The organism is Arthrobacter castelli DSM 16402 (assembly GCF_000430705.1).
Classification (GTDB): Bacteria; Actinomycetota; Actinomycetes; order Actinomycetales; family Micrococcaceae; genus Arthrobacter_C; species Arthrobacter_C castelli.
Genome location: NZ_AUMN01000009.1, coordinates 1 through 23,784, shown reverse-complemented (window position 1 = coordinate 23,784; position 23,784 = coordinate 1). Strand labels below are relative to the sequence as shown.

Below are 23,784 nucleotides of genomic sequence, written 5' to 3'. Positions count from 1 at the left end.
CTAATTGTGGCCACTGACAGATCCACTGTGCCGCCGGGTGGACTGACCGCTGCAAGAGCAAGGAGCGTGCGATGCCATACATCTTCCTGGCCCTGGCCATTGTGTTCGAAGTAGTCGGCACCTCGTTGCTCAAACTTTCGGACGGCTTCACCCGGCTGTGGCCCACCCTCGGGGTCGCGGCCGGTTACGGGGTGGCCTTCTGGATGTTGTCGCTGACCCTGCGTTCCGTTCCGGTGGGTATCGCATACGCCATCTGGGCCGGGCTGGGCACCGCCCTGATCGCCGTCATCGGCTCCGTTGTCTTCGGCGAATCGCTCGGCCCGGTGAAAATCACCGGAATCGTGCTGATTGTTGCCGGCGTGGTGGCCCTGAATATCGACAACGGGGCCCACTGAGTGCGCTGTTAAGCCTGCCCGTCGCCGGAAGTCCAGTTCTGTGCGGCTCCTATCAGCTCCACCGTCTGGGACAGCGGAACGCCTGATCCGTCGCGGCGACCGTATTCGGTGGGCAGTGCCCGGGCCACCCCCTTTGCCGAGGCCGCCTTGGCCGGGCCATGGCCGGCCCAGGCCACCGTCAGACCGTCTTCTCCCTTGAGGAACCGGTGGGCCCTCACCCCGGCCGTTGCCCGGCCCTTGGACGGGAACTCGGAAAATGGTGTGACCTTGGCCGATCCGGCCGCCATGCCTGGCAGCACCGACGAGGCACCCGCAACTGTGACGACGACGGCGGCCGGGTCGGCCGCAGCGACCACGCCAAAGGAAAGCACCCCGTCCTCGTCGGCGACCTTCATGCCTGCGACGCCTCCGGCCGTGCGGCCCTGGGGACGGACCGCCGAGGCGGCGAAGGTGAGCAACTGTGCGTTGGCGGTGATGAAGACCAGGTCGTCGTCGTCGCCGGCGGGCGCGGCGCCGATGATCCGGTCCCTGGGCTTGAGGCTGATGATCTCCCAGTCGTCCCGATTCAACGGGTATTCGGGGTTGACGCGCTTGACCACACCCTGCTCGGTGCCCAGCGCGACGACTGCATCCAGCGGGGCCAGGCAGACGAGCGATTCCCCCTTGAGCAGCGTGATGAACTCCCCGGCAGGAACGCCACCGGCAAGATTCGGTGACGCCGCCGCGGCCAGCACGGGCATATCCATCACCTGCAGGCGCACCATCCTGCCCTGCGAGGTGATGGCACCTATTTCCGCCCGGGCGGTGGTACTTACCACCGAGGCGAAGACGTCATGGCGGACCCGCGGCCCGGAATCGTCCAGGTCCGGCCGGTCCGGCGTGCGGGCCAGCTGGCCGGAGGCCGAGAGGATCACCCAGCAGGGGTCGTCGGCGATCTGCAGCGGCACGGCCGTCTTGGCCGGCTTGAGCTGCCCGGAGGTGACCGTCGCCGTCGTCGTCGCGTCCGATTCCAGCAGCACGGTCCGCCGCTCGTCCGCATGCGCGGCAGCGACCTCGCCCAGTTCCGTGGACACCAGCGTCCGCAGCAGCGATTCCGACCCCAGGGTTTCCTCGAGGGCGGCAATTTCGCGGCGCAGCTCGTCCTGCTCGGCTTCCAGGTCGATCCGGGAATACTTGGTCAGCTGCCGCAGCCGCAGCTCCAGGATGTAGTTGGCCTGCACCTCGGTCAGGTCGTAAATGGTCATCAGCCGTTCCCGGGCTGCCGCCGCTTCGTCCGAAGAACGGATGATCTGGATGACCTCGTCAATGTCGACAATGGCGATCAGCAGCCCTTCGACCAGATGCAGCCGGTCTTTCTTGCGGCCCAGCCGGTACGTGGTGCGCCGGCGCACCACGTCAATCCGGTGGTCGATGTAGACCTGCAACAGTTCGAGCAGCCCCAGGGTGCGTGGCTGCCCATCGACCAGGGCCACGTTGTTAATGCCGAAGGAATCTTCCATGGGCGTGAAGCGGTACAGCTGTTGCAGCACCGCCTGGGGGTTGAAGCCGTTCTTCAGCTCGATGACCAGCCGCAGCCCATGGTTGCGGTCGGTAAGGTCGATGACGTCGGAAATGCCCTGCAGCTTCTTGGAGGTGACGGCATCTTTGATCTTCTCGATGACCTTTTCCGGGCCCACCGCAACCGGCAGCTCAGTCACCACCAGCCCGGTCCGTCGTGCCGTCAACTGTTCAACCTCGACCTTGGCGCGCACCTTGAACGAGCCCCGCCCCGACGCGTACGCATCGCGGATCCCGCTCAACCCCACGATTTTGCCCCCTCCGGGCAGATCGGGGCCCGGGATGTGCTCCATCAGGTCGTCGAGGGTGGCTTCGGGATGAGCGATCAGGTGCTGCGCCGCCGAGATCACCTCACCGAGGTTGTGGGGGGCCATATTGGTGGCCATCCCCACCGCGATCCCGGAGGACCCGTTCACCAGCAGATTGGGATAGGACGCCGGCAGCACCTCCGGCTGGGTGAGCTGGTTGTCGTAGTTGGGCACAAACGGGACCACGTCTTCGCCCAGGTGGTCGGTCAGCGTCAGGGCGGCGGCGGTCAGCCTGGCCTCGGTATACCGGGGCGCGGCCGGGCCGTCGTCGAGGGAACCGAAGTTGCCGTGGCCGTCGATCAGCGGCATCCGCAGCGAGAAGGGCTGGGCCATCCGCACCATCGCGTCATAGATCGCGGAATCGCCGTGCGGATGCAGCTTGCCCATCACCTCGCCGACCACCCGGGCCGACTTCACGTGTCCACGGTCGGGCCGCAGACCCATCTGGGTCATCATGTACAAAATCCGCCGCTGCACCGGTTTCAGCCCGTCCCGGGCATCGGGCAGCGCGCGTGAATAGATCACCGAATAGGCGTACTCCAAAAAGGAGCCCTCCATTTCGGAGGTGACATCGATATCGACGACATTTTCGGTGTAATCCTGAGGCGGAGCAGTCGTTCGGCGCCGGGCCATAATGGGGCTGATTCCTCGCTTATCTGGTGGAACGGACAATGATCGCTAAGCTGAGTCTATGGCCGGAGGAGGAAATTACCCCGAATATTGGGAAGCTGATGTCGTGTTGCGCGATGGCGGAACCGCCCATTTACGGCCGATCGGCCCCTCAGACGCCGAGGCGGTCAAGGCATTTCACGCGGCACAGTCCCAAGACTCCATCTACATGCGGTTCTTCACCTACAAGTCCAGCCTCAGCGGCCGGGAGTTGAAGCGCTTCACCGAAGTGGATTACCAGGACCGGGTGGCGTTCGTCATCATCCGCGGGCAGGAGATCATCGGCATCGGCCGCTATGACCGGCTGGATGACCCGTCCGAGGCCGAGGCGGCATTCAATATTTCAGACCACTACCAGGGCCGGGGACTGGGCTCCATCCTGCTTGAGCACCTCGCGGCGGCCGCACGGGAAAACGGGATCCGCAAGTTCTCCGCGGAGGTGCTGCCGAACAACCGGAAGATGCTTGATGTTTTCTCCGACGCCGGCTACGAAGTGGAACGGCATTTCGACGACGGCGTGGTGGCGCTGTCCTTCAATATCGACCCCACCGCCCGGTCCAGGGCGGTGATGGAGGCCAGGGAGCACCGCGCCGAGGCGCGCAGCGTGCGGGACCTGCTGACGCCGTCGTCGGTGGCTGTCATCGGCGCCAGCCGCCGGGACGGGGCGCTCGGCGCCCAGCTGCTCGAACACATCGTCGCTGGCGGGTTCACCGGACCGGTGTATGCGGTCAATACTGAAGCCTTGGAGGTCGGCGGGCTGGCCGCCTATGGGAGCGTATCCGCGATTCCGGACCCGGTGGACCTGGCGATCGTCGCCGTCCCGTATGAGCATGTGATGACGGTGATGGACGAATGTGCGCAGGCCGGCGTCGGCGGTGTGCTGCTGGCCACTGCTGGGTTCGCCGACGACGGTGAACGGGGCAACGAGCGGCAGCGGTCCCTGGTGCGGCAGGCGAGGGCGTACGGGATGCGCGTCATTGGTCCGGCCTCGCTGGGCATTATCAACACGGCGCCGTCGGTGTCGCTGAACGCGTCAATGGCGCCGCGGTTGCCGCGCCACGGCGGGCTGGGACTGTTCAGCCAGTCGGCCGCCATCGGAGTGCTGCTCTACGCTGCGGCCGGCCGGCGTGATATCGGCCTGTCGTCGTTCCTGTCGGCGGGCAACCGCGCGGATGTCTCGGGCAACGACATGATGCAGCACTGGGAGGACGACGCCGGCACGGCAGCGGTCGGGCTGTATCTGGAGTCGATCGGAAACCCGCGTAAATTCTCCCGGATCGCCCGCAGGCTGTCCCGCAACAAGCCGGTCATTGTGGCCAAGTCCGACACCATGGGTCTGCAGCTGCCACCCGGACACCTGGTCCGCACCACCCAGGCGCCGCCAGGTGCCCTGGACGCGCTGCTCCGCCAGGTCGGCGTGATCCGCGTCGACACCAACGAAGGACTGGCCGACATCGCCCAGATCGTGGTCAGCCAACCGCTGCCCGCCGGAGGCGCGGTCGCCGTGGTCACCAACTCCCTCGCACTGGGGCACGTGATAGCCGACAGCGCGGCGTCCCACCAGTTGTCGGTGAAGCAGGTGGCCGCCGACCTTCAGCTGGACAACGGGGGAGCGGCGCCCCTGGAAATGCTGCGGCTGCGCCTGCTGAAATGCCTGCAGGCGCCGGAAGTCAATGCCGCCGTCGTCGCCCTGCTGCCGGTCCCCGGCGTGGAAACCTCCGAACTGGCGGCGGTGCTCAGCGAATGTTCGGTGCAGGCCGGTAAGCCGGTCGTGGCCTCCTTCACCGGCATTGTGGACCCTTCCGTGCGGGCCGAGGGCCTGCTGGATGTACCGGAGGCGGAGTCGCCGGCGCCGTCACAACCGACACCGGCACAACTGGCGCCGTCCACCCCGCCACCGCCGCAGGAAGGGCCCCGGCAGCAAGGACTGCCCTGCTACGCAGGTCCCGGCAAGGCTGTTGAAGCGCTGGCCGCCGTCGTGCAGTATGCCCAGTGGGTGCAGCGTGACCATGGCACCTTCGTGGAGCCGGACGGTATCGACACCGACGCCGCGGCCGAAGAAGTGCAGCGGCTGACGCAGCAGGTCGAAGGCAGCGGACTGTACCGGCTGGACCCGGAAGAGACAGCGTCGCTGCTGGCCCATTACGGGATTTCGATGCTGCCTTCTGTTCCCTTCGAAACGCCGGAGGAGGCCGTTCAGGCCGCCGACCGGCTGGGATGGCCGGTGGTGCTCAAGACCACTGACGAGAATCTGAGGCAGCGGCTGGACGTGGGCGGTGTCCGGCTGGGCATCGATGGGCCGGAGGCCCTGCGCAGCAACATTGAGCAGATGAGGCAGGTGCTGCAGCCCTATGGGTCCTTCGCCCTGGAAGTGCAGAGCATGGCGCCCGCCGGCCAGGCCTGCAGCCTGCGGGCCATCGAGGATCCACTGCTCGGGCCGGTGGTCTCCTTCGGACTCTCCGGCGACGCGGTCAACTTGCTGGACGACTGGTCGCACCGGGTCCCGCCGTTGACCGACGTCGATGTTGCCGAACTGGTGCGCAGTCCGGCCGCGGCGCGCAAGCTGTTTGGATACCAGGGACTGCCGCCGGTGCGCGTCGATGTCCTCGAAGACCTGGTGGCCCGGTTGTCGGTGCTCAAGGACGCCCATCCCGCCGTCGCGGTGGTCGAGTTCAAACCCGTGTTGGTCTCCGATACCGGTCTGCGGGTGCTTCATGCGGACGTGAGGATCGGGAATCCGACCCGTCGGACCGACAGCGCCCGGCGGGCCATGCGCAATTAGCCGGCAACTGAACGGCACCGAGTCGCACCGAGTCCCGAGCCCACACCGTGCCCGTAACAGAGCCCGTAATCGTGCCCGCACAACGGGGACCGCAACCGCCGGTGCCGCGTTATGCCTGCGGTGCTCTTTCTGGGAAACTGGGGGATATGACTGACTCGCGCAGTACCACTGACGATGAAGCGCAACGGCTGGACACCTCGCTGCAGCAGGCAGGGTTTTATCCCCGCATGGTCGCCGACGTGGTCCAGGATGCATTGGATGAGCGGGAACCGCTGTCACATCTGGTCCATCTGGAGACCCATTTCGACAGGACCGAGGTCCACCGGCACATTACGGTGCTGGTGCTGACGGCTGACATGATGGTCATCACCCATGTCGACGACCAGCAGCTCGACGACGACGGGGACCAGGTGGTCGCTCAGATATCAACCGAATCCGTTCCGGTCACCCAGATCCGTTCGGTGGTATTGAGCTACCTTTACACGCAGCCGCAGAACTACCAGCCCTCGGATCCGGTCCGTGAGCTGACGCTGGCCATTGCCTGGTCCGGTGGTCAACGCATCGACATGGGCCCGGCCAGTTGCGGAGATCCGGAGTGCGAAGCGGATCATGGCTACACGGGCACGATTGCCCAGGAAGACATTGTGATGCGCGTCAGCGAAGAAGCAGACGGCACCAATGCGGTGGAGAATGCCAAGTCGTTCGCCCGGGCGCTGCGCAGGGCTAATACCAGCGGTTCACCCGTGCCCCGCACCGAGCAGGCCGGAATGGACCAGCCCAGGGCGCGATTGACGAATCTCGGCGGACGGGCTGCGCGCGGCCACCACCAGCGGTAGCGGATGAGCTCTTCGCCCGCCCAGCCGCTGCCTGCCGCACCGGCCTACGGGCGGAACTCGGTGACAGAAGTACTGACCAGTGCCGCCGCCGCCATGGGTATTTCCGGATTCACCAATCAACTGTCGTACCGGCCCGCGGATCGGATCTGCGTGGTGCTGGTCGATGGACTTGGCTCCGCATTGCTCAAGGCCGCCGGGGGGCACGCACCGTTCCTGCGCCGTGCGGCGGACTCGGCGCCGACTTTGTCCTCGGCGTTTCCCTCCACCACGGCCACGTCGCTGGCATCGCTGGGCACCGGACAGGTCCCCGGCGCACATGGAATGGTCGGTTACGACGTGCTGGATCCCGAACAGGACAAGGTCGTCAATATGCTCGGCGGCTGGGACCGACGCGTCGATCCACTGACCTGGCAGCCGCACCGCACCGTATTCGAACAGGTCGAATCCGAGGTTCCTGTCGCCACTGTGAGCCTGCCGAAGTTCGCTGAATCGGCCATGACCCGGGCAGCTCTGCGTGGGGGAACATTCCTTCCGGCGAGGTCCACCCACGCCAAGACGGCGGTGGCCGCCGAGGCGATGGCGTCGAACCGGCGGATGCTGATGTACCTCTACTTCAACGAACTGGACCGGGCCGGACACCGCTACGGTTGCGGCTCGCCCGAGTGGGAGTACGAGTTGGAAGAACTGGACGGGGCCATGCGGCGGTTAAGCAGCCAATTGCCGGCAGGGACCAGGCTGCTGCTCACCGCCGACCACGGAATGGTCGATGTGCCCGAATCGAACCGGTATGACTATTCGACGCAGGGATCATTGATCCAGGGTGTGCGGCATACCGGAGGCGAACCCCGGATGGTGCACCTGTACCTGGAACCCGACGCCACCGAACGGACCCGGGCGGCGCTGATCGAGGCCTGGTCAGCCGCCCATGGACACCAGGCGTGGATCATGACCCGGGACGAGGCCGTCAGTGCGGGGTATTTCGGCGACACCGTGAGCAGGACGGTGTTGCCCCGGATCGGCGACGTGCTGGTCGCTGCGCGGGAACCGGTGGCTTTCTACGACACCCGCCGGGTGCGTTCTGCGGCCATGGAGGTTGTGGGCCAGCACGGTTCACTGACGCGGGCGGAGCGTCATGTTCCGATGCTGGATATCGAAGTGGCCGGCACCGCCGCCAGGCGTGCAGGAGCAGGAAAGGCTGTACGTGGCTGAGCTGGTTTTCTTCTCCGGAACCATGGATTGCGGAAAGTCGACGCTGGCACTGCAAATGGACTACAACCATCGAGCCCGCGGCCGCGGCGGGATGCTGTTCAGCTGCCGCGACCGGGCCGGGGAATCGAAGATCACCAGCCGGCTGGGACTGCGTACCGACGCCGTCGAGGTGGTGGCAACCACTGACTTTTGGGATGAGGTGGTTCGCAGCCGCACCGCCGGCGGGTCCGTCGATTACCTGATCTGCGACGAGGCGCAGTTCTATACTGCGCAGCAGGTGGAGCAGTTGGCACGGCTGGTCGACGAGATGGACGTGGACGTCTTCGCCTTCGGGATCACCTCCGACTTCCGCACGCGGCTCTTTCCCGGGTCGCAGCGCCTGATCGAACTCTCCGACCGGGTGCAGGTGCTCCAGGTCGAAGCCTTGTGCTGGTGCGGGCGGCGAGCCACCCACAATGCCCGCACGGTTGATGGCGTGATGGTGGTCGAAGGCGATCAGGTGGTGGTAGGCGATGTCACGTCAGACTGGTCGGTCGGGGGAGAGGAACCGCTGCAGCAGGAGGTGTTGTCCGGCGCCGGACTCGATGACCTCGCAGATGGCGGGCCGGTGACCGGGTACGAGACATTATGCCGGCGGCACTACATGCGCCGCGTGACGGCTCATCAGGCCAATGTCATGGCCGAGACGGACCAGGTGCTGCCATTCGATTCCTGCGCCCTCAGTCCGCGTCTGCCCACTATACGGCGTGACGCCCGGGCTTAGCGGACTCAGGCGCGGGCGAGCTTCGCAGTTGCCATCCGCTGGCCCGGGGCTTTTTCAACCCGGGGCGTTCCAGGACAGATTCAGTCGCCTTTGGTGCCAAACACGATTTCGTCCCAGCTGGGAACGCTGGAGCGTTTTTGCTTGTTCTGCTTCCTGTCTGCCGCCTCGGACACTGCCGGATCCTCGTCAGCTGCAGCCGGCTGTGCAGCGGCGCGGCCGGCGTCCGGATCCCCGTCCCGGCTGCCGTCGCCGCCGTGGCTGTCGGCGGCGTCGTGGCCGTCGACAGCGCTCTGGCTGCCGCCGTCGACGTCGTCTTCCTGCTTTGGCGCTCCGGAAATGGTGATCTCGCTGGTTTCGTCGCTGACGCCGTCATGCAACTGATGGTTGCCCTCGTCGTCAGCGGCGGTATATGCCGGTGCGAGGCTCAAGGCGGGAGCCGTAGCGGAGTCGTCCCGTTCGGAAGCGTCCGCGTCGGCCGCTTCTTCATCCCTGGGGTGGGCCGCGGGCACACCCCCGCCGCGGCTGAGCATCATGGCCAAGGCGTCGTCGCCCTCTTCGTCGGCGCCGATGCGCTGGCCGCGCCGTGACCGCAAGACATCCAGCAGATTGCCCGGATCGGCCGATGAGGACTCCGGATCCTCGTCGGCCTGTGCCTCGGTCGCTTCGTCCTGCTCGGCCTCGAAATCGAACACCCGATCGGCCACTGCAGACAACCGCCGTGCCGGAACAGGACCGTCCATGGGCTCGAGTTCGCTGAGCACCTGAGCCCAGCGGTTGCTGTTGTGCAACGTCTTGCGCACGGGGTTGAAAATCCATTGGGCCGGCGGCTGCTCACCAATGCCGGCAGCCGCATCGGACGTTGCCTCGAAGTGCGCCACGACATCCCATGCCCCGTCGGGACGCCGCCAGGCATCCCAGTCGACGGAACCGGAATCCAGGCCAAAGGCGGTCAAGCGGTGTGCGACCATCTCTCCGAGACTGGCCGGATTATCGCCGAAGGCGGAGCGGTAGCCGTCGTTGTTCGGCAGCGCAGCGGCGACCTCCACCTTTTGCGCCTGCTGCGCCGTGTGGTCGCGCTCAGCCTGCACCGGTCCCTCATAGCGTTCAACGCGCGCCAGGTCCAGCCCGGATTCGGAAGCGACTTCCTCGGCCGTGGCACCGGCACGGATGCGGGACTGGATATCGCGCGGAGACATGCTGACCACCGGCTCCGTTGGCCGGGGTCTGGAGTTGGCAGGCGCGGGGCCGGACGCCCCAAAGCGCTGCGGGTTCCTGGAGGCAGCGACCCGCAACGCTTCATCGATACGCAGCCGATAAATGTCGCCGCCGGCGCCGCTCAAGAGCAGATGTTCACCACCATCGTGAACACCCACCAGCCGTAGATCCTGCATTACTTACCTCCGCCAGACATATACTCCTGCATAAACTGTGCCATCGTGGGTCCGTTTTTCCTACTACCACGCGGGCGTGGCGCTGATGTGCCGCTGTTTCCGTGCCGATCCGCCACGGGGACCAACGGTGGATCCGCCACGCCGAAGAACCCAGGTCAGGATTCGGGCGTCGACGTTCCCGTCCGCCGGCCGGATACCACCGCGGCCAGTTGTCGCGGCCGCCGTGTGGAGGCCAGCCAGTACGGAGTCGGGTCGGATTCGTCGGTGATCTCGATCCTGACGACGGGACTGATCCACCCCCGGATACACACATACGCCAACCCGTGTAGTTTAGTACCCCGCTGCTCGGTGGCCTCACTGCCGGTGAAGCTCTCAACAGTGCCGACAAAGCGGCGCTCGATAACTGCCCGGCCCACCTGCACGGTCTGTTCCGTGACCACGATGGTCGGGGTGGACAGGATCAGCAGCGCGCTGACGATCACCAGGAGTACGATGGCGGCAGTGATGCCGGCGGAGATGCTGATCGGAGCGAAGATGAATATTCCTGCTCCGGAGAATCCGAGGACCACCACCCATATCCACGGCGCGGGCCACATCTTTTCGCGGTAGAGAGGCTCGGCCGCCGGCGGCGCGGATCCGGTCGGCGGGGAAGAATCTGACATAGGGCCAGCTTTTCATCTTTGCCGGACCATTTCACCTCCGGCCGTCGTGAATGCGGCCCCTGCTCACGGTCCGGCCCGGCGCGGCCCGTGCTCTGGCCTTGCGCAGTCCGCGCCCGCCGGTAGGACGATAAGTGCCGGAATGGCTGGGTCGAAATGGAGGGATAGTGTCCAACCGTCGCGATTCCGGCAGAAAATGACCACTCGACGCCAGCAGGCTGTAACCGTGCAGGGTCGCAGGACTGCGTGGACGTTCAGCCGGAAAGGCTACAGTGATGAGCTGACCCAACGCCAACAGCAGGAGAGAGACGTGGATCAACGACAGCCGGGGGAATCGCCCCTCGATATTGAGCTGCAACTGCTCGATCCGGACCTGGAGCCGCCCAGTTACGCGCATCCCGGTGATGCCGGAGCGGATCTGAGGACACGGCAGGATGTTGAGTTGGCCCCGGGCGAGCGGGCCTTGGTCCCCACCGGTGTGGCGATTGCCCTGCCGGCCGGCTACGTGGCGCTGATTCATCCCCGTTCCGGCCTGGCCACCCGGCTCGGCCTGACGATTGTTAATGCTCCCGGCACCGTGGACGCCGGATACAGGGGCGAGATTTCGGTGACCTTGCTCAATACCGACCGGCAGGAACCCATCAAGTTGGACCGCGGCGATAGAATTGCACAAATGGTTATTCAACGGGTGGAACAGGCAAGATTCCATCTGGTGGACGAACTGCCCGGCTCGGTGCGCGGCGCGGGCGGGTTCGGATCCACTGGCGGTTTCGCGGCGCACTAACGTGTTGCGCCGCCGTTGACGCAAGCCACACCACCAATGAGAGGAACCCAGTCATGGCATTCGGGCGCCGGAAGAAGAAAGAAGAAGCCGTAGAGGCAACGGAAGAGGCCCCCGCCACCGAAGAGGCTGCCGATGAACCATCGCAGGCCGATACGGAACCGAACGGTCCCTACGACGCGGAGGAGATCGGAAGCCATGATGGTTATGTGGACCTCGGCTCCATACTGGTTCCCCCCACTGAAGGGCTGCAGCTTCGGCTGGAAGTGGAGGAACGGACCAAACGGGTGGTGGCCCTGACCCTGGACCTGCACGGTTCCAGCCTGCAGTTGCAAGCGTTCGCCGCGCCCCGTTCGGAAGGGTTGTGGGATGAAATCCGCGGCCAGATTGCCTCATCGGTGGGGTCGCAAGGCGGCACCGTCGAAGAAGTAAAAGGACGGTTCGGCCAGGAAGTTGTGGCCAAGCTGCCCGCCGAAACTTCCGACGGAAAGCGCGGCTACCGCGTGGCACGTTTCATCGGATTCGATGGCCCGCGCTGGTTCCTGCGCGGGGTGTTCGGAGGGGACGCCGCCCTGGACCGCGAGAAGGCCGAGAACCTGGAACGGTTGTTCCGCTCTGCGGTCGTCATCCGCGGCGAGAACCCGCTGCCGCCGCGTGACCTGCTGCCATTGCGGCTGCCCAAGGATGCCGTCACGGATGCTGAGGGGCACGTGCCGGCAGACAAACCGGCGGAGCCGACACCGGAGGACCGGTTCAAGCGTGGTCCCGAAATCACCCACATTGGCTGAACACTCCCGTGCCGTGTTCCTGGGCGTGATCGATTCGATCACCGTCCCGCCGGCGTCTGCGCCGCCGTCGTTCTCCGCAATTGTGGTGCGGCAACCCGATACGGGCGGGTCGGTGCAGACGAAAGCTCCGCTCCGCTCCGGTGCGGATACCGGGCATACCGGGCCACGCCGGTCCTCCGGCGCCGGGCGGTTACGGTTGATTTGGATCGGACAGCGGCAGATTCCGGGGATCGCCGCTGGCACAACCCTCAAGCTTGAAGGAATGGTTTCGGCCGCTGACGGCATGCCGACCATTTACAACCCGCGTTACGAAATTATCTCCAGTCAGGAAAGCCGATGATGAGCAAGCCCGCCGAAGACGGGGACCGGAACGCCGACGGCCGGCTCGACGACGGCTCGCCCGACGACGGTACACAGCAGCCGAAGGAACCGTCGCTGGCCGACGTCGCCGGAAGCTATGCTGCCCAGTCCGGAATTGAGCGCCGCAGCGACGGCCAGATCGACGTGCTCAAGTCGGTGGGCGGTGTCAGGGGACTGATCGAGGCGATTCTGCCCGGACTGGTCTTCCTGGTGCTGTTCACGGCCATTTCCGACCTGCAGGTCTCGTTGATCGCGTCGCTGGCCAGCGCAGCGGTCTTCACCATCGCCCGGCTGATCCAGCGCACCACCGTCACGCAGGCGTTTTCCGGATTGATCGGCGTCGGAATCTGCGCCCTGGTCGCCAACAGCACCGGCCAGGCAGAAGATTTCTACGTCGTCGGTTTCATCACCAACAGCGCCTACATCGCCGGGATGCTGATTTCGATGGCGGTGCGCTGGCCGGTGGCCGGTCTGCTGTTCGGGTTCATCCGGGGCGAGGGGCTGCACTGGCAGAAGGACCCGGCCCGGCGACGGGTGTACCACCTGGCCACCGTGGTGATTATGGCGGTGCTGGCGCTGCGCCTGATGGTGCAGGTGCCGTTGTACTTTTCCGAGGCACTTGTGGCCCTCGGCACCACCCGGCTGATCATGGGGGTCCCGCTCTACGCTTTGGGCCTGTGGGTGGCCTGGATGATCTCGCGGCCCAAAGAGGTAGTCGACCGCCAGCAACAGACCGACCACCCGGAACAGCGGCTGTCCTAGTTTTCCAAGCGTCGCTGCTCAGAGAGCAACTGCCGCAGCTCGTCCTCAGCGGCGATCGTGGTGACGAAGAACAATTCATCGCCGGCCTCAAGCACGTCATCCTGGCTGGGCGTTATCGGCACGTCGTCGCGCAGGATGGCGACCAGGACGGCGTCCTGCGGCCACTCAATGGCGGCCACCGTCCGTCCCACCAGGTCCGCACCCTCGGGAACTGTGAATTCAACAAGCGTTGAGACACCTGTCTGGAGGGTCAGCAACCGGACCAGGTCGCCGATCTCCACGGCTTCCTCCACCAGGGCGGTCATCAGCCGGGGAGTATTGACGGCGACGTCGACGCCCCAGGAATCGTCGAACATCCACCCGTTCTTCGGATTATTGACCCGGCCAACGGTCCGGGAGACCCCGAATTCCGACTTCGCCAGCAAAGAGACCACCAGATTGACCTTGTCGTCGCCGGTGGCTGAGACGACGACGTCGGCTTCCTCCAGTTGGGCTTCCTGCAGCGTGGACAGTTCGCAGGCATCGCCGACCATCCACTGCACATCGAGGTCGCCGCGCGCGGACAGCTCGGGTTTCTGGTCGATCATCATCACCTGGTGCCGGTGGGACACAAGTTCGCGGGCAATGGACGAGCCGACACTGCCGGCGCCAATAATGACGACTTTCACTCTGACTCCTCCACCGGTGGCTTGGACAGGATGCGGCTGATCTCCTCGCTGGCCTGCAGATCCATCATCATGTGCACGATGTCGCCCTGCTGATAGCTGGTGTCGGCCTTGGGAAGGGTCCCCTCGCCGAAGCGGGTGATGTAGGCAACCCGGGCGCCGGTTGCATGCTCCATGGCGGTGAGCGGGTGGCCGATCCATCCGGCATCGGGATTGACCTCGCCGAGGATCAGCCGTCCGGACGACTCACGGAAATCGCCGGCGATACTTTGCTCCGGCAGGATCCGGCGCAGCACCTGGTCGGCGCTCCACCTCACCGCGGCGACAGTGGGGATCCCGAGGCGCTGGTAAATCTCCGCCCGCCCGGAGTCATAGATCCTGGCCACCACATGCGGCACGTGGAACGTTTCCCTGGCCACCCGGGTGGCCAGGATATTCGAATTGTCCCCGCTGGAGACTGCCGCAAACGCATAGGCATGATCGATGCCCGCCTCCCGCAACGTGTCGCGGTCGAACCCGACCCCGGTGACCTGTTCACCGGAAAAGCTGCTGCGCAGGCGGCGGAACGCCCGTTCGTCCTGGTCGATGATGGTTACCGTATGGCCGGAGTCATCGAGAGTATGGGCCAGGCTGACTCCTACGCGGCCGCATCCCATGATGACAAAATGCGCCATGACCGCCACTCCAATCCATTCATCAATTTCGCTCTCCACCCCGCAGCCACCGTGCGCACTTGGGCATCCGTTGAGAGTCTAATCCCAAGACGGCTGCCACTGTTACGTCGCCGGCGCCGGGTTGCCATCATGACATTGGGCACTATAAGGGTTAGCGTTTAGGGCTGTGCTGACATTTTTCGATGCCGCGAAACGCGTGCTGGTGGGTCGGCCGTTCGGCAACGAGCGGCTGAAGCGGCCATTGCTGCCCAAGCGGATTGCGCTGCCGGTGTTTGCCTCCGACGCGCTGTCCTCGGTGGCCTACGCGCCGGACGAGATCCTGCTCACCCTTGCGCTCGCCGGTGTCACCGCGGTGGCCGTTTCGCCGTGGGTGGGACTTGCCGTTGCCGCGGTGCTGCTGATTGTCGTCGCATCCTACCGGCAGAATGTCTACGCCTACCCGTCCGGCGGTGGCGACTACGAGATCGCCAAAACCAACCTGGGAAGTTCGGCGGGCATCACCGTGGCGTCGGCGCTGCTGGTCGATTATGTGTTGACCGTTGCCGTCTCCATTTCCTCGGCCGCACAGTACCTTGTCACAGCGGTTCCTGCCCTCGAAGGATCTCAGGTGTGGGCCGCGGCCGCGGGCATCGTGTTGCTGGCGTTGGCCAATCTGCGCGGGCTGCAGGAGTCCGGGCGGTTGTTCGCATTTCCCAGCTACTTTTTCATCGCCTCGATCGTGGGGATGTGCGCCGTCGGCTTTTTCCAGGCCATGGCCGGATCGCTGGGGCGGGCGCCGAGTGCCGGTTTCGACATCGTTCCGGCCGCAGCGTTGGACAGCGGGCTGGTGGGTCTCGCCGGCGCCCTGCTGGTGCTGCGGGCCTTCTCGTCGGGCGCGGCGGCCCTGACCGGCGTGGAAACGATCAGCAGCGGCGTTCCCAGCTTCCGCAAACCGAAGCGCCGGAACGCGGCGACCACCCTGCTGTTGCTCGGTTTGATCGGCGCGGCCATGCTGACCGCAATCCTGTTCCTGGCCCGGGCGACGGGCTTGCGTGTCGTGGCCAATCCTGCTCAACAGTTGAGGCTCGATGGCGGGCCGGTTCCTGCCGGATACGTGCAGCATCCGGCGATCAGCCAGCTGGCCGAGACCATTTTCAGCCCCGGGTCGTTGTGGTTCTACGTGATTATCGCGGCCACGGGCATCATCCTGATCGTCGCCGCCAACACGGCCTTCAAGACGTTCCCGGTGCTGGCCTCGATCCTGGCCAAAGACGGGTATCTGCCCAAACAGCTGCGCACCCGGGGCGACCGGTTGACGTTCAGCAACGGTGTGCTGGCCCTCTCGGCGGCGGCCCTGGTGCTGGTGATGGCCTTCGGGGCCAACGTCAACGCCTTGATCCAGCTGTACATCGTCGGTGTCTTCGTCTCCTTCACCGCCAGCCAGCTGGGCATGGTGCGCCACTGGAACCGCCAGCTGACCAAGACCGCCGGCAGGCCCGCGCGGCTGCGGATCATCAAGTCGCGTGCTATCAACATGACCGGGTTATGCCTGACGGCGGTGGTGCTCGTCGTCGTACTGGTCACCAAGTTCCGGTACGGGGCGTGGATCGCGCTGCTGGCCATCATTGTGCTGTGGCTGATTATGTACAGCATCCACCGGCACTACCGGAACGTCGCCCGCGAACTCGCCCTCGACGAGGACTCTGCCCCCCGGGCCTTGCCGTCGCGCGTACATGCGGTGATCCTGGTGTCCCACGTCCGCAAACCGGTGATGCGGGCGCTGGCTTTCGCCCGGGCATCGCGCCCGTCCAAGCTGGACGCCGTCATCGTCGACTTGGATCCGGAGGAGACCCAGCGCACGCTGGCCGACTGGCAGCGCCTCGACATTCCGGTCCCCATCACCGTGCTGGCCTCCCCGTACCGGGAAACCATCGAGCCCATCCTCGACTACATCAAGAACATGCGGCGCGAGTCACCCCGCGACCTGATTGTTGTTTATATACCCGAATACGTCGTCGGCCGCTGGTGGGAGCAACTTGTGCATAACCAGACAGCACTGCGGATCAAGGCGAGACTGCATTTCGAGCCGGGCGTCATGGTCGCCAGCGTGCCGTGGCAACTGGCCTCCTCGGATGCCGCAGTGCCCAATGAGCCCGACGAGAGGTCCACATGAGTGATGGGGAGCGGGCGGCAGCTGAGCTGCTCACGGTGACGCTGGGGCCGGTGGCCCACGGCGGCCACTTTGTCGCCCGGCACGAGGGCAGGGTGATATTTGTCCGCCACGGTCTGCCCTCGGAGACGGTCCGCATCCGGCTCACCGACGCTGCCGACGAGGCCAGGTTCTGGCGCGCGGACGTGGTCGACGTCGTCGATGCCTCGCCGGCGCGGGTGGCACATCCGTGGAAGCCGGCCGACGCGCTGGCGGCGGCAAGCGCTGGCCGCCAGCCGGTGGGCGGGGCCGAATTCGGCCACATCGAAATCGCCGCACAGCGCCGGCTCAAGGCCGACGTGCTGACCGAACAACTGCGCAGGCTGGGTGGCGTGGAACGGCACACCGAGGTCGAAGCCCCCGACCCGGATTCGGGCGGCGGAATGCACTGGCGCACCCGGGTCGCCTTCGCCGTCGAGCCGGACACCGGCAGGCTGGGCATGCGCCCTCACCGGTCCAATGACATCGTCCCCATCCGCTCCATGCCGCTGGCCTTGGCCGCCATCGAGGAGTTGACGCTGTGGGCAGTGGACTTTTCCGGCATCGAACGGGTCGAGGTGGCCGCCCCGGGCAACGGAAGCCGGCCATTGATCCTGTTGATTCCCCGGCCGGGGACGGGCCGGAAGAAGATCGACGACGTCGTAAGCCGGCTGCCGGAGGCCGCATCGGTGGCTCTGTGGGAGCCCGACGGCGGCGCCGGCGACGGATCCGGGAAACTGACCCGGCTGCGCGGTCGCAGCTGGGTCGCCGAGAGCGCAGGCGGCCATCATTACAGGGTGACCGGGGACGGGTTCTGGCAAGTGCACCGCCGCGCCCCTGACGTGTTGATGGGTGCCGTGCTGGCCGGGCTCGACCCGCAACCCGGGGCGCAGATTGCGGACTTGTATGCGGGGGCCGGGCTCTTCACCGCGCCGCTGGCAACCGCCGTCGGGGACAGCGGGTCGGTGCTGTCCGTGGAGGCAGCGGCCGGGACCAGCCGCGATGCACGGCGGAACCTGCATGGATTCGGCCACGTGGACATCGTCCAGGGCCGGGTGGAACGGGTGCTCCAATCACGGGGGGCCGGATGGGACGCGGTGGTGCTTGACCCGCCGCGGACCGGGGCCGGAAAGCAAGTGGTCCGCTCGCTGGTCCGCGCCCGGCCTGAGGCGATCGGCTACGTCTCCTGCGACCCGGCCTCCTTCGCCCGGGACCTGGGGTACTTCCGCCGGGCCGGATGGAATCTGGCGCAACTGCGTGCCTTCGACCTGTATCCGAACACCCACCACCTTGAAACATTTGCCGTACTGACCCCGGATCGCCGGTGAGGTATGTCACGTCCGCGCCATATTCGGCCTCTTTCGGAGGGCCGCAGATGCGGTGCGGTTAGGATGGAAGCAGTAGTAGCTGAGGCTCCAACGTGTCCGCAGCCGGGTGTTTCCTGCCGCCGGTGCGCTGAGCCTTGGTCCGATTCGAGGTAGGGCGAGAGGAGCCGCGGCGATGAGCGATGTGGACAGTTTTGGGTCCAGGGGTGTGCTCGAGGTAGCTGGCAGTGAGTATGAGATTTTCCGTCTTGGTGCTGTGGAGGGTGCGTCGAGTCTGCCTTTTAGCTTGAAGGTGTTGTTGGAAAATTTGCTGCGGACCGAGGACGGGGCGAATATTACGGCCGATCATGTGCGGGCGTTGGCCGGTTGGGATCCGGAGGCGGAACCGGATAAGGAGATTCAGTTCACTCCGGCGCGGGTGATTATGCAGGACTTCACCGGGGTGCCGTGTGTGGTGGATCTGGCCACGATGCGTGAGGCGGTTAAGGAGCTCGGTGGTGAGGCTTCGCAGGTGAATCCGTTGGCGCCGGCGGAGTTGGTGATTGACCACTCGGTGCAGATCGATGTGTTCGGTAATCAGGATGCGCTGGAGCGCAATATGGAGATGGAGTATCGGCGCAATGGTGAGCGGTACCAGTTTTTGCGGTGGGGCCAGGATGCCTTTGATGATTTCAAGGTGGTTCCTCCGGGGATGGGCATTGTCCATCAGGTGAATCTGGAGTATTTGGCCCGTACGGTGATGACCCGTGAGGTGGACGGGGTGTTGCGGGCATATCCGGATACCTGTGTGGGCACGGATTCGCATACCACGATGGTCAACGGCCTGGGCGTGCTGGGTTGGGGCGTCGGTGGTATTGAGGCCGAGGCGGCGATGCTGGGCCAGCCGGTGTCGATGTTGATTCCGCCGGTGGTTGGTTTCAAGCTCTCGGGGGCGATCCCGGCCGGTGCGACGGCCACGGATGTGGTGTTGACGATTACCGAGATGCTGCGTGCCCACGGTGTGGTGGGTAAGTTCGTGGAGTTCTATGGTGCCGGTGTGGCTGAGGTTCCGTTGGCGAACCGGGCGACGATCGGCAATATGAGCCCGGAGTTCGGTTCGACGGCGGCGATGTTCCCGATCGATGAGGTGACCCTCGACTATTTGCGGCTGACCGGCCGGTCGGAGGACAACATTGCCTTGGTGGAGGCCTACGCCAAGGAACAGGGCATGTGGCACGACCCGGATGCGGAGGTGAAGTACTCGGAGTATCTCGAGTTGGATTTGTCCACGGTGGTGCCTTCGATTGCGGGGCCGAAGCGGCCGCAGGACCGGGTGGCGGTCTCGGATGCGAAGGCGCAGTTCCGTGATGATTTGAAGCATTACGTCGACCACGATGAGCATTACGGCACGGTTGATGAGGCGTCGGTGGAGTCGTTCCCGGCTTCGGATTCGCCGACGTTCACCCCGCATGAGCATCAGGTTCAGGAGGATCAGCCGCGGGCGACGGTTTCGGCTGCGGCGTCGGCGGCGGGCCGGGTTTCGAAGCCGGTGGCCGTGCAGACGGAGTATGGGGGTGAGTTTGAGCTTGATCATGGTGCGGTCTCGATCGCGTCGATTACTTCGTGCACGAATACCTCGAATCCATCGGTGATGCTGGCCGCGGCGGTGCTGGCCCGTAACGCGGTCGATAAGGGCCTGGCCTCGAAGCCGTGGGTGAAGACCTCGGTGGCTCCGGGGTCGAAGGTGGTGACCGATTATTACGAGAAGTCGGGGCTGACCCCGTACCTGGAGAAGCTGGGCTTCTATCTGGTGGGGTATGGGTGCACCACGTGTATTGGTAACTCGGGGCCGTTGGCCGAGGAGATTTCGTCGGCGATTGCCGATAATGATCTGGCGGTGACCTCGGTGCTCTCCGGTAATCGGAACTTCGAGGGCCGGATTAATCCGGACGTGAAGATGAATTACCTGGCTTCGCCGCCGCTGGTGATTGCCTACGCGTTGGCCGGGTCGATGGACTTCGATTTCGAGGCCGACCCGCTGGGCACCGATGCCGAGGGTGCGGAGGTGTTCCTGGCCGATATCTGGCCGTCTCCGTCGGAGGTGTCGAAGGTGATGGATGCCTCGATTGATGAGGAGATGTTCACCAACAGTTACGCGTCGATCTTCGATGGCGATGACCGGTGGAAGGCGCTGCCCACCCCCGAAGGGGACACCTTCGAGTGGGATGCGGATTCGACGTATGTGCGCAAGCCTCCGTATTTCGAGGGCATGGGCCGCGAGCCGGAGCCGGTTGAAGATATTGCCGGCGCGCGGGTGCTGGCGAAGCTGGGCGATTCGGTGACCACTGACCACATCAGCCCGGCCGGTTCGTTCAAGTCGGACAGCCCGGCCGGCCAGTATTTGCTGGCCAACGGGGTGGCGCGCAAGGACTTCAATTCCTACGGGTCCCGCCGCGGCAACCACGAGGTGATGATCCGTGGCACGTTCGCGAATATTCGGTTGAAGAATCTGCTCCTGGACGGGGTCGAGGGTGGATACACCCGCGACTTCACCCGCGATGGCGAGCAATCCAGTATTTATGACGCGGCGCAGAATTACCAAGCCGCCGGTACACCGCTGGTGGTGTTGGCCGGGAAGGAATACGGTTCGGGCTCGTCCCGTGACTGGGCGGCGAAGGGCACCGCCCTGCTGGGGGTCAAGGCCGTGATCGCCGAGAGTTTCGAACGGATCCACCGCTCCAACCTGATCGGCATGGGTGTGTTGCCGTTGCAGTTCCCTGCCGGGCAGAGTGCTGATTCGCTCGGCCTGGACGGGACCGAGGCCTTCCGTGTCGAAGGCGTCACCGCGATGAACGACGGGACCACCCCGGCGAGCCTGAAGGTTACCGCCACCGGCACCAGCGGCCAACCCGTTTCCTTCGACGCCGACCTGCGCATCGACACCCCCGGCGAGGCCGACTACTACCGCAACGGAGGCATCCTGCAGTACGTGCTTCGGCAACTTGCCGGTAGTTGAGCTAAACCGCTCGAATAAAAGAACCTGACACGCCCGACCGTGTCTAGTTCCAGCGTCTCACACATACGCTCCGTCAGGCTTCGGCCTGGCGGAGCGTATGTGTCTATGGCTCAGTCGAGGTGTCGACACCAGAACGAGTCGTCGGCCCAGTCGTCGGGGATGCCGATGTCTCACAGGTGCACGACCGCTCTTCATCCCCAGTTCAGAGCCCGGCTAACCCTTGGGCCAGGCGAGCCTCGACGACTCGTGAAGTGGTCCTCCTCCGTTCGTTTGACCCATGTGCAGCGACCCCGTATGCTTGTACCAACACGACAGGTCCGCTTCTCTAGATGAGACGCGGGCCTGTTCTCTTTCTGCCCCGCGCCGGGGACGCGAGGACGATAAGCACATGAGCACGCCGGAGAGCACCTACGCCAAGCCGTTCCTGACGATCCCCGAACAGATCAGGCGGCTGCGCGGGCGAGGCATGGACTGCGGAACAGGCACTTTCGCTTCGGGCGTCCTCGAGCGCTACGGCTACTACCGGCTGTCGGGATACTGGCACCTCCACCGAGCTCGACCCAAGCCTCCCGCGGATCGTTTCGACAAGGACGGCCGTGAGATCCGCCTGGACTCGTTCGTGCCCGGCACGAGCATGGCCCACGTGGTCGCCCTCTACGAGTTCGACCACGAGCTGCGGACCCGTCTTGGCGACATCATCAGCATGGTCGAGACATCGTTCCGGTTCCACGTCGGCCACCGACTCGGAAGGAGTGACCGGTTCGCCCATCGGCGTCCCGAGAAGCTCGGCGCGCTCCGGCCAGCGGACCCGGGCGCGCCACCCGAGCCGACCACTGCCTACCGCGAATGGCTCAAGGAGTACGAGCGTCACGAGAAGCGTGCACGGGGCGACTTCGTCGTGCATTTCCGCGAGACCTACGGTCCGCACCTGCCGATCTGGGTGGCCACGGAGGTGATGTCTTTCGGTGTCCTGAGCGGCCTCTACGACCTGATGACCCAGGCCGATCAGGAGATCCTTGCAGCGCGGTTTCACATCAGCACCGCCGACGGCAAGGGCGACCGCGGTGCTTTGAGCAACTGGCTCAATAACCTCCGGAACGTCCGGAATATCTGCGCGCACTACGGCCGCCTGTGGAACCGCAGCTTCGACGTGGTCATCGACGCGCCGGGGCAGGCGCGCGCGGACGCGGGCGACATCCTGGCCCCGCTCGTCGAGGAGGGCGTTAACAATCGGCTGTACGGCGTGCTGCTTATCCTGCGCCACCTGGTGCTGAGCATCGCGCCTGAACGGTCCGACGTCATCGACCTCGCCGACCTCATCGAGGCCAGGTCGAACGAGATCGGATTCTCCATGACCCAACTCGGGTTCCCCGACGACTGGCGGAGCAGCCCGACCTGGGACCGGGCCTTCTCGCTCGATCCCTCGCCCATGCTGACGGCGAGCCTGCTCGACCGCGCCAAGTGGTGGACGGCAGTCGAGACGCGAGCCGCGCTGACCCGGGCAGAGGTCGCTGGGACCGAGCATTATCGGACCCCGGAGGAGGCGGCGCGGGCGATGAAGGCGGCCCAGCGCAGCCTGCTGCGGACCTATCTCAAATACCGAGTCGTGATCGAGGTTGAGCTCGGGAAAACCAGGCACTATCCCGCTTTCCAGTTCCGCGACGGCAAGATCATCGACGCTCTCGCGGAGATCAACAAGGCGTTGGCCGCTGCTTGCGAAGACGTGGATCCAACGCAACTCGCCGCGGCGCTGCTGGACTGGTGGCAGACGCCGCATCGTGGACTGCCGAAGGATTCGGACGGCTCGGATCAATCGCCCGTCGACTTGTTGTATTCAGTCTCCGAGCAGGACTTCGAAGCGGCGGTCGAGGAATGCGGTGCGACGAGCAGTTTCGTTGCGCCGGCGCGGAGTTAGCTCCTGGGGCATGTCCTGGAGGCATTGAAACGCGAGATCGACTGGGCGATGTGCAAGACGGGCACTGGATCGGCTCCAGCGACTAGCCGATGTTGAGCGCGGTGAGCTGCTCCGGGGTGCCGGTGACGACCTGCCGGTGGGGGTGTGTTTGCCAGCCATATGGCCGGCCTCGACGTGCCCGGCAGGCGCGCGGTCGTGTTCAGCGGCGCTACCCGGAACTCGCTCGTCGTGCCCCCGCTTGTCCTCGCCCTGCCCGCCGCGTTCGACCTCGCCCCGCTGGTTGTGGTCGCCCCGACCCTCGTCGAGCTCGTCGCCATGGTCGTGTTCGTCCGCCTCGTGCAGCGACTTGTAGCGCAGAAGCAGTACCGACCAGCCGTTGTCGGCGTGCCTCTCGTAGACATCTCGCAAACGAGACCGGAGGTGATCTGCTAGTGGTGTGTCACGCAAATAGTTAGAGCGTGAGTTGATAGAATGGAGTATGTCCGCTCCAGCAACCCCTCTGATGATGTCCCCGGCCGACCGCGAAGTCCTCACGCGGGTCGCCCGATCGAGCACGGCCGCGCACCGCGAGGTGGTCCGCGCCGGAGTCCTCCTTGCGGCCGCCGAGGGTGTCGGTAACCGCACCATCGCCCGTGAACACGGTGTCTCCGCGATGACGGTGCGTGCCTGGCGGGACGCGTTCGACGCAGATGGGCTCAAGCACTGGGGCAAGGTCAAGAAAGGGCGGGGCCGTAAGCCGTCCATCCCGGACGAGACGGTCGCGGAGATCGTGCGGGTGACCAC

Annotated in this window: 19 protein-coding genes and 1 pseudogene; 15 read left to right on the top strand and 5 right to left on the bottom strand. The window is 65.3% G+C overall.

The genetic code is table 11. From position 1 onward, the window contains the following. The first annotated feature begins 71 nt into the window (after positions 1–71). Positions 72–395 (top strand): DMT family transporter, encoded by a 324-nt coding sequence (locus H535_RS0111120; protein WP_026819605.1) that lies wholly within the window; start codon positions 72–74, stop codon positions 393–395. An 8-nt stretch (positions 396–403) separates the two neighbouring features. Here the strand turns inward: H535_RS0111120 and H535_RS0111115 are convergent, their stop codons facing one another. After that, positions 404–2,893, bottom strand: a complete 2,490-nt coding sequence (locus H535_RS0111115; protein ID WP_026819604.1) for a DNA gyrase/topoisomerase IV subunit A — start codon at positions 2,891–2,893, stop codon at positions 404–406. A 58-nt stretch (positions 2,894–2,951) separates the two neighbouring features. Here H535_RS0111115 and H535_RS0111110 point away from each other — a divergent pair, with 58 nt between their 5' ends. The 4 genes from H535_RS0111110 to H535_RS24905 all read left to right on the top strand — a co-directional run bounded on the left by H535_RS0111110 (position 2,952) and on the right by H535_RS24905 (position 8,519). Continuing rightward, on the top strand, positions 2,952–5,711 hold the full coding sequence (locus H535_RS0111110) for a bifunctional acetate--CoA ligase family protein/GNAT family N-acetyltransferase (protein ID WP_026819603.1): 2,760 nt from the start codon (positions 2,952–2,954) through the stop codon (positions 5,709–5,711). A 146-nt stretch (positions 5,712–5,857) separates the two neighbouring features. Next, a complete protein-coding gene (locus H535_RS24910; protein WP_035769285.1) occupies positions 5,858–6,547 on the top strand; it encodes a DUF5998 family protein in 690 nt (229 codons plus the stop codon). Between the two features lie 3 nt (positions 6,548–6,550). After that, positions 6,551–7,756 (top strand): alkaline phosphatase family protein, encoded by a 1,206-nt coding sequence (locus H535_RS0111100; protein WP_026819602.1) that lies wholly within the window; start codon positions 6,551–6,553, stop codon positions 7,754–7,756. Continuing rightward, the gene (locus H535_RS24905; protein ID WP_051299061.1) at positions 7,749–8,519 is read left to right on the top strand and encodes a thymidine kinase; all 771 of its coding nucleotides are present in this window, start codon (positions 7,749–7,751) and stop codon (positions 8,517–8,519) included. Before H535_RS0111100 ends, H535_RS24905 begins: the two co-directional genes overlap by 8 nt. 80 nt (positions 8,520–8,599) lie before the next feature. On the opposite strand, the gene sepH is transcribed toward H535_RS24905, so the two are convergent. Both sepH and H535_RS0111085 read right to left on the bottom strand, forming a co-directional pair. Beyond that, a complete protein-coding gene (gene sepH / locus H535_RS0111090) occupies positions 8,600–9,910 on the bottom strand; it encodes a septation protein SepH (protein ID WP_026819601.1) in 1,311 nt (436 codons plus the stop codon). 155 nt (positions 9,911–10,065) lie between these two features. Beyond that, positions 10,066–10,572 (bottom strand): DUF3093 domain-containing protein, encoded by a 507-nt coding sequence (locus tag H535_RS0111085; RefSeq protein WP_026819600.1) that lies wholly within the window; start codon positions 10,570–10,572, stop codon positions 10,066–10,068. A gap of 307 nt (positions 10,573–10,879) precedes the next feature. On the opposite strand from H535_RS0111085, the gene dut reads away from it, so the two are divergent. Genes dut through H535_RS24900 form a run of 4 tightly spaced genes read left to right on the top strand, consistent with a single transcriptional unit; the run spans position 10,880 to position 13,260 of the window. Next, a complete protein-coding gene (gene dut, locus H535_RS0111080; protein ID WP_026819599.1) occupies positions 10,880–11,353 on the top strand; it encodes a dUTP diphosphatase in 474 nt (157 codons plus the stop codon). 53 nt (positions 11,354–11,406) lie between these two features. Beyond that, entirely contained in the window at positions 11,407–12,138 is a 732-nt protein-coding gene (locus H535_RS0111075; RefSeq protein ID WP_026819598.1) for a DUF3710 domain-containing protein, read from the top strand. After that, positions 12,131–12,478, top strand: a complete 348-nt coding sequence (locus H535_RS0111070) for a single stranded DNA-binding domain-containing protein (protein ID WP_051299059.1) — start codon at positions 12,131–12,133, stop codon at positions 12,476–12,478. The genes H535_RS0111075 and H535_RS0111070 overlap by 8 nt, the downstream gene beginning before the upstream one ends. Further along, positions 12,478–13,260: a DUF3159 domain-containing protein gene (locus tag H535_RS24900; protein WP_051299093.1), complete on the top strand. Its 783-nt coding sequence runs from the start codon at positions 12,478–12,480 to the stop codon at positions 13,258–13,260. Before H535_RS0111070 ends, H535_RS24900 begins: the two co-directional genes overlap by 1 nt. On the opposite strand, the gene H535_RS24895 is transcribed toward H535_RS24900, so the two are convergent. Together H535_RS24895 and H535_RS0111055 are read right to left on the bottom strand one after the other, a co-directional pair. Further along, entirely contained in the window at positions 13,257–13,928 is a 672-nt protein-coding gene (locus tag H535_RS24895) for a potassium channel family protein (RefSeq protein ID WP_035769282.1), read from the bottom strand. The two genes, H535_RS24900 and H535_RS24895, sit on opposite strands and share 4 nt — an antisense overlap. Continuing rightward, positions 13,925–14,599 (bottom strand): potassium channel family protein, encoded by a 675-nt coding sequence (locus H535_RS0111055; RefSeq protein WP_026819596.1) that lies wholly within the window; start codon positions 14,597–14,599, stop codon positions 13,925–13,927. Before H535_RS0111055 ends, H535_RS24895 begins: the two co-directional genes overlap by 4 nt. A 166-nt stretch (positions 14,600–14,765) precedes the next feature. Here H535_RS0111055 and H535_RS0111050 point away from each other — a divergent pair, with 166 nt between their 5' ends. The 6 genes and pseudogenes from H535_RS0111050 to H535_RS24890 form a co-directional block, all read left to right on the top strand. Next, entirely contained in the window at positions 14,766–16,751 is a 1,986-nt protein-coding gene (locus H535_RS0111050; protein ID WP_026819595.1) for an APC family permease, read from the top strand. Then, the gene (locus tag H535_RS0111045; RefSeq protein ID WP_026819594.1) at positions 16,748–18,094 is read left to right on the top strand and encodes a class I SAM-dependent RNA methyltransferase; all 1,347 of its coding nucleotides are present in this window, start codon (positions 16,748–16,750) and stop codon (positions 18,092–18,094) included. Before H535_RS0111050 ends, H535_RS0111045 begins: the two co-directional genes overlap by 4 nt. Before the next feature lie 172 nt (positions 18,095–18,266). Continuing rightward, entirely contained in the window at positions 18,267–21,086 is a 2,820-nt protein-coding gene (acnA, locus tag H535_RS0111040; RefSeq protein ID WP_026819593.1) for an aconitate hydratase AcnA, read from the top strand. A gap of 388 nt (positions 21,087–21,474) precedes the next feature. Beyond that, positions 21,475–23,001 carry an Abi family protein gene (locus tag H535_RS0111035; protein WP_026819592.1) on the top strand — a complete coding sequence of 509 codons (1,527 nt, stop codon included), beginning with the start codon at positions 21,475–21,477 and terminating at the stop codon, positions 22,999–23,001. 159 nt (positions 23,002–23,160) lie between these two features. Next, a pseudogene (locus H535_RS0111030) lies at positions 23,161–23,433 on the top strand (hypothetical protein); the annotation flags it as partial. A gap of 46 nt (positions 23,434–23,479) precedes the next feature. Continuing rightward, on the top strand, positions 23,480–23,784 hold a 305-nt coding region (locus H535_RS24890), incomplete at its 3' end, for a helix-turn-helix domain-containing protein (protein ID WP_155838660.1).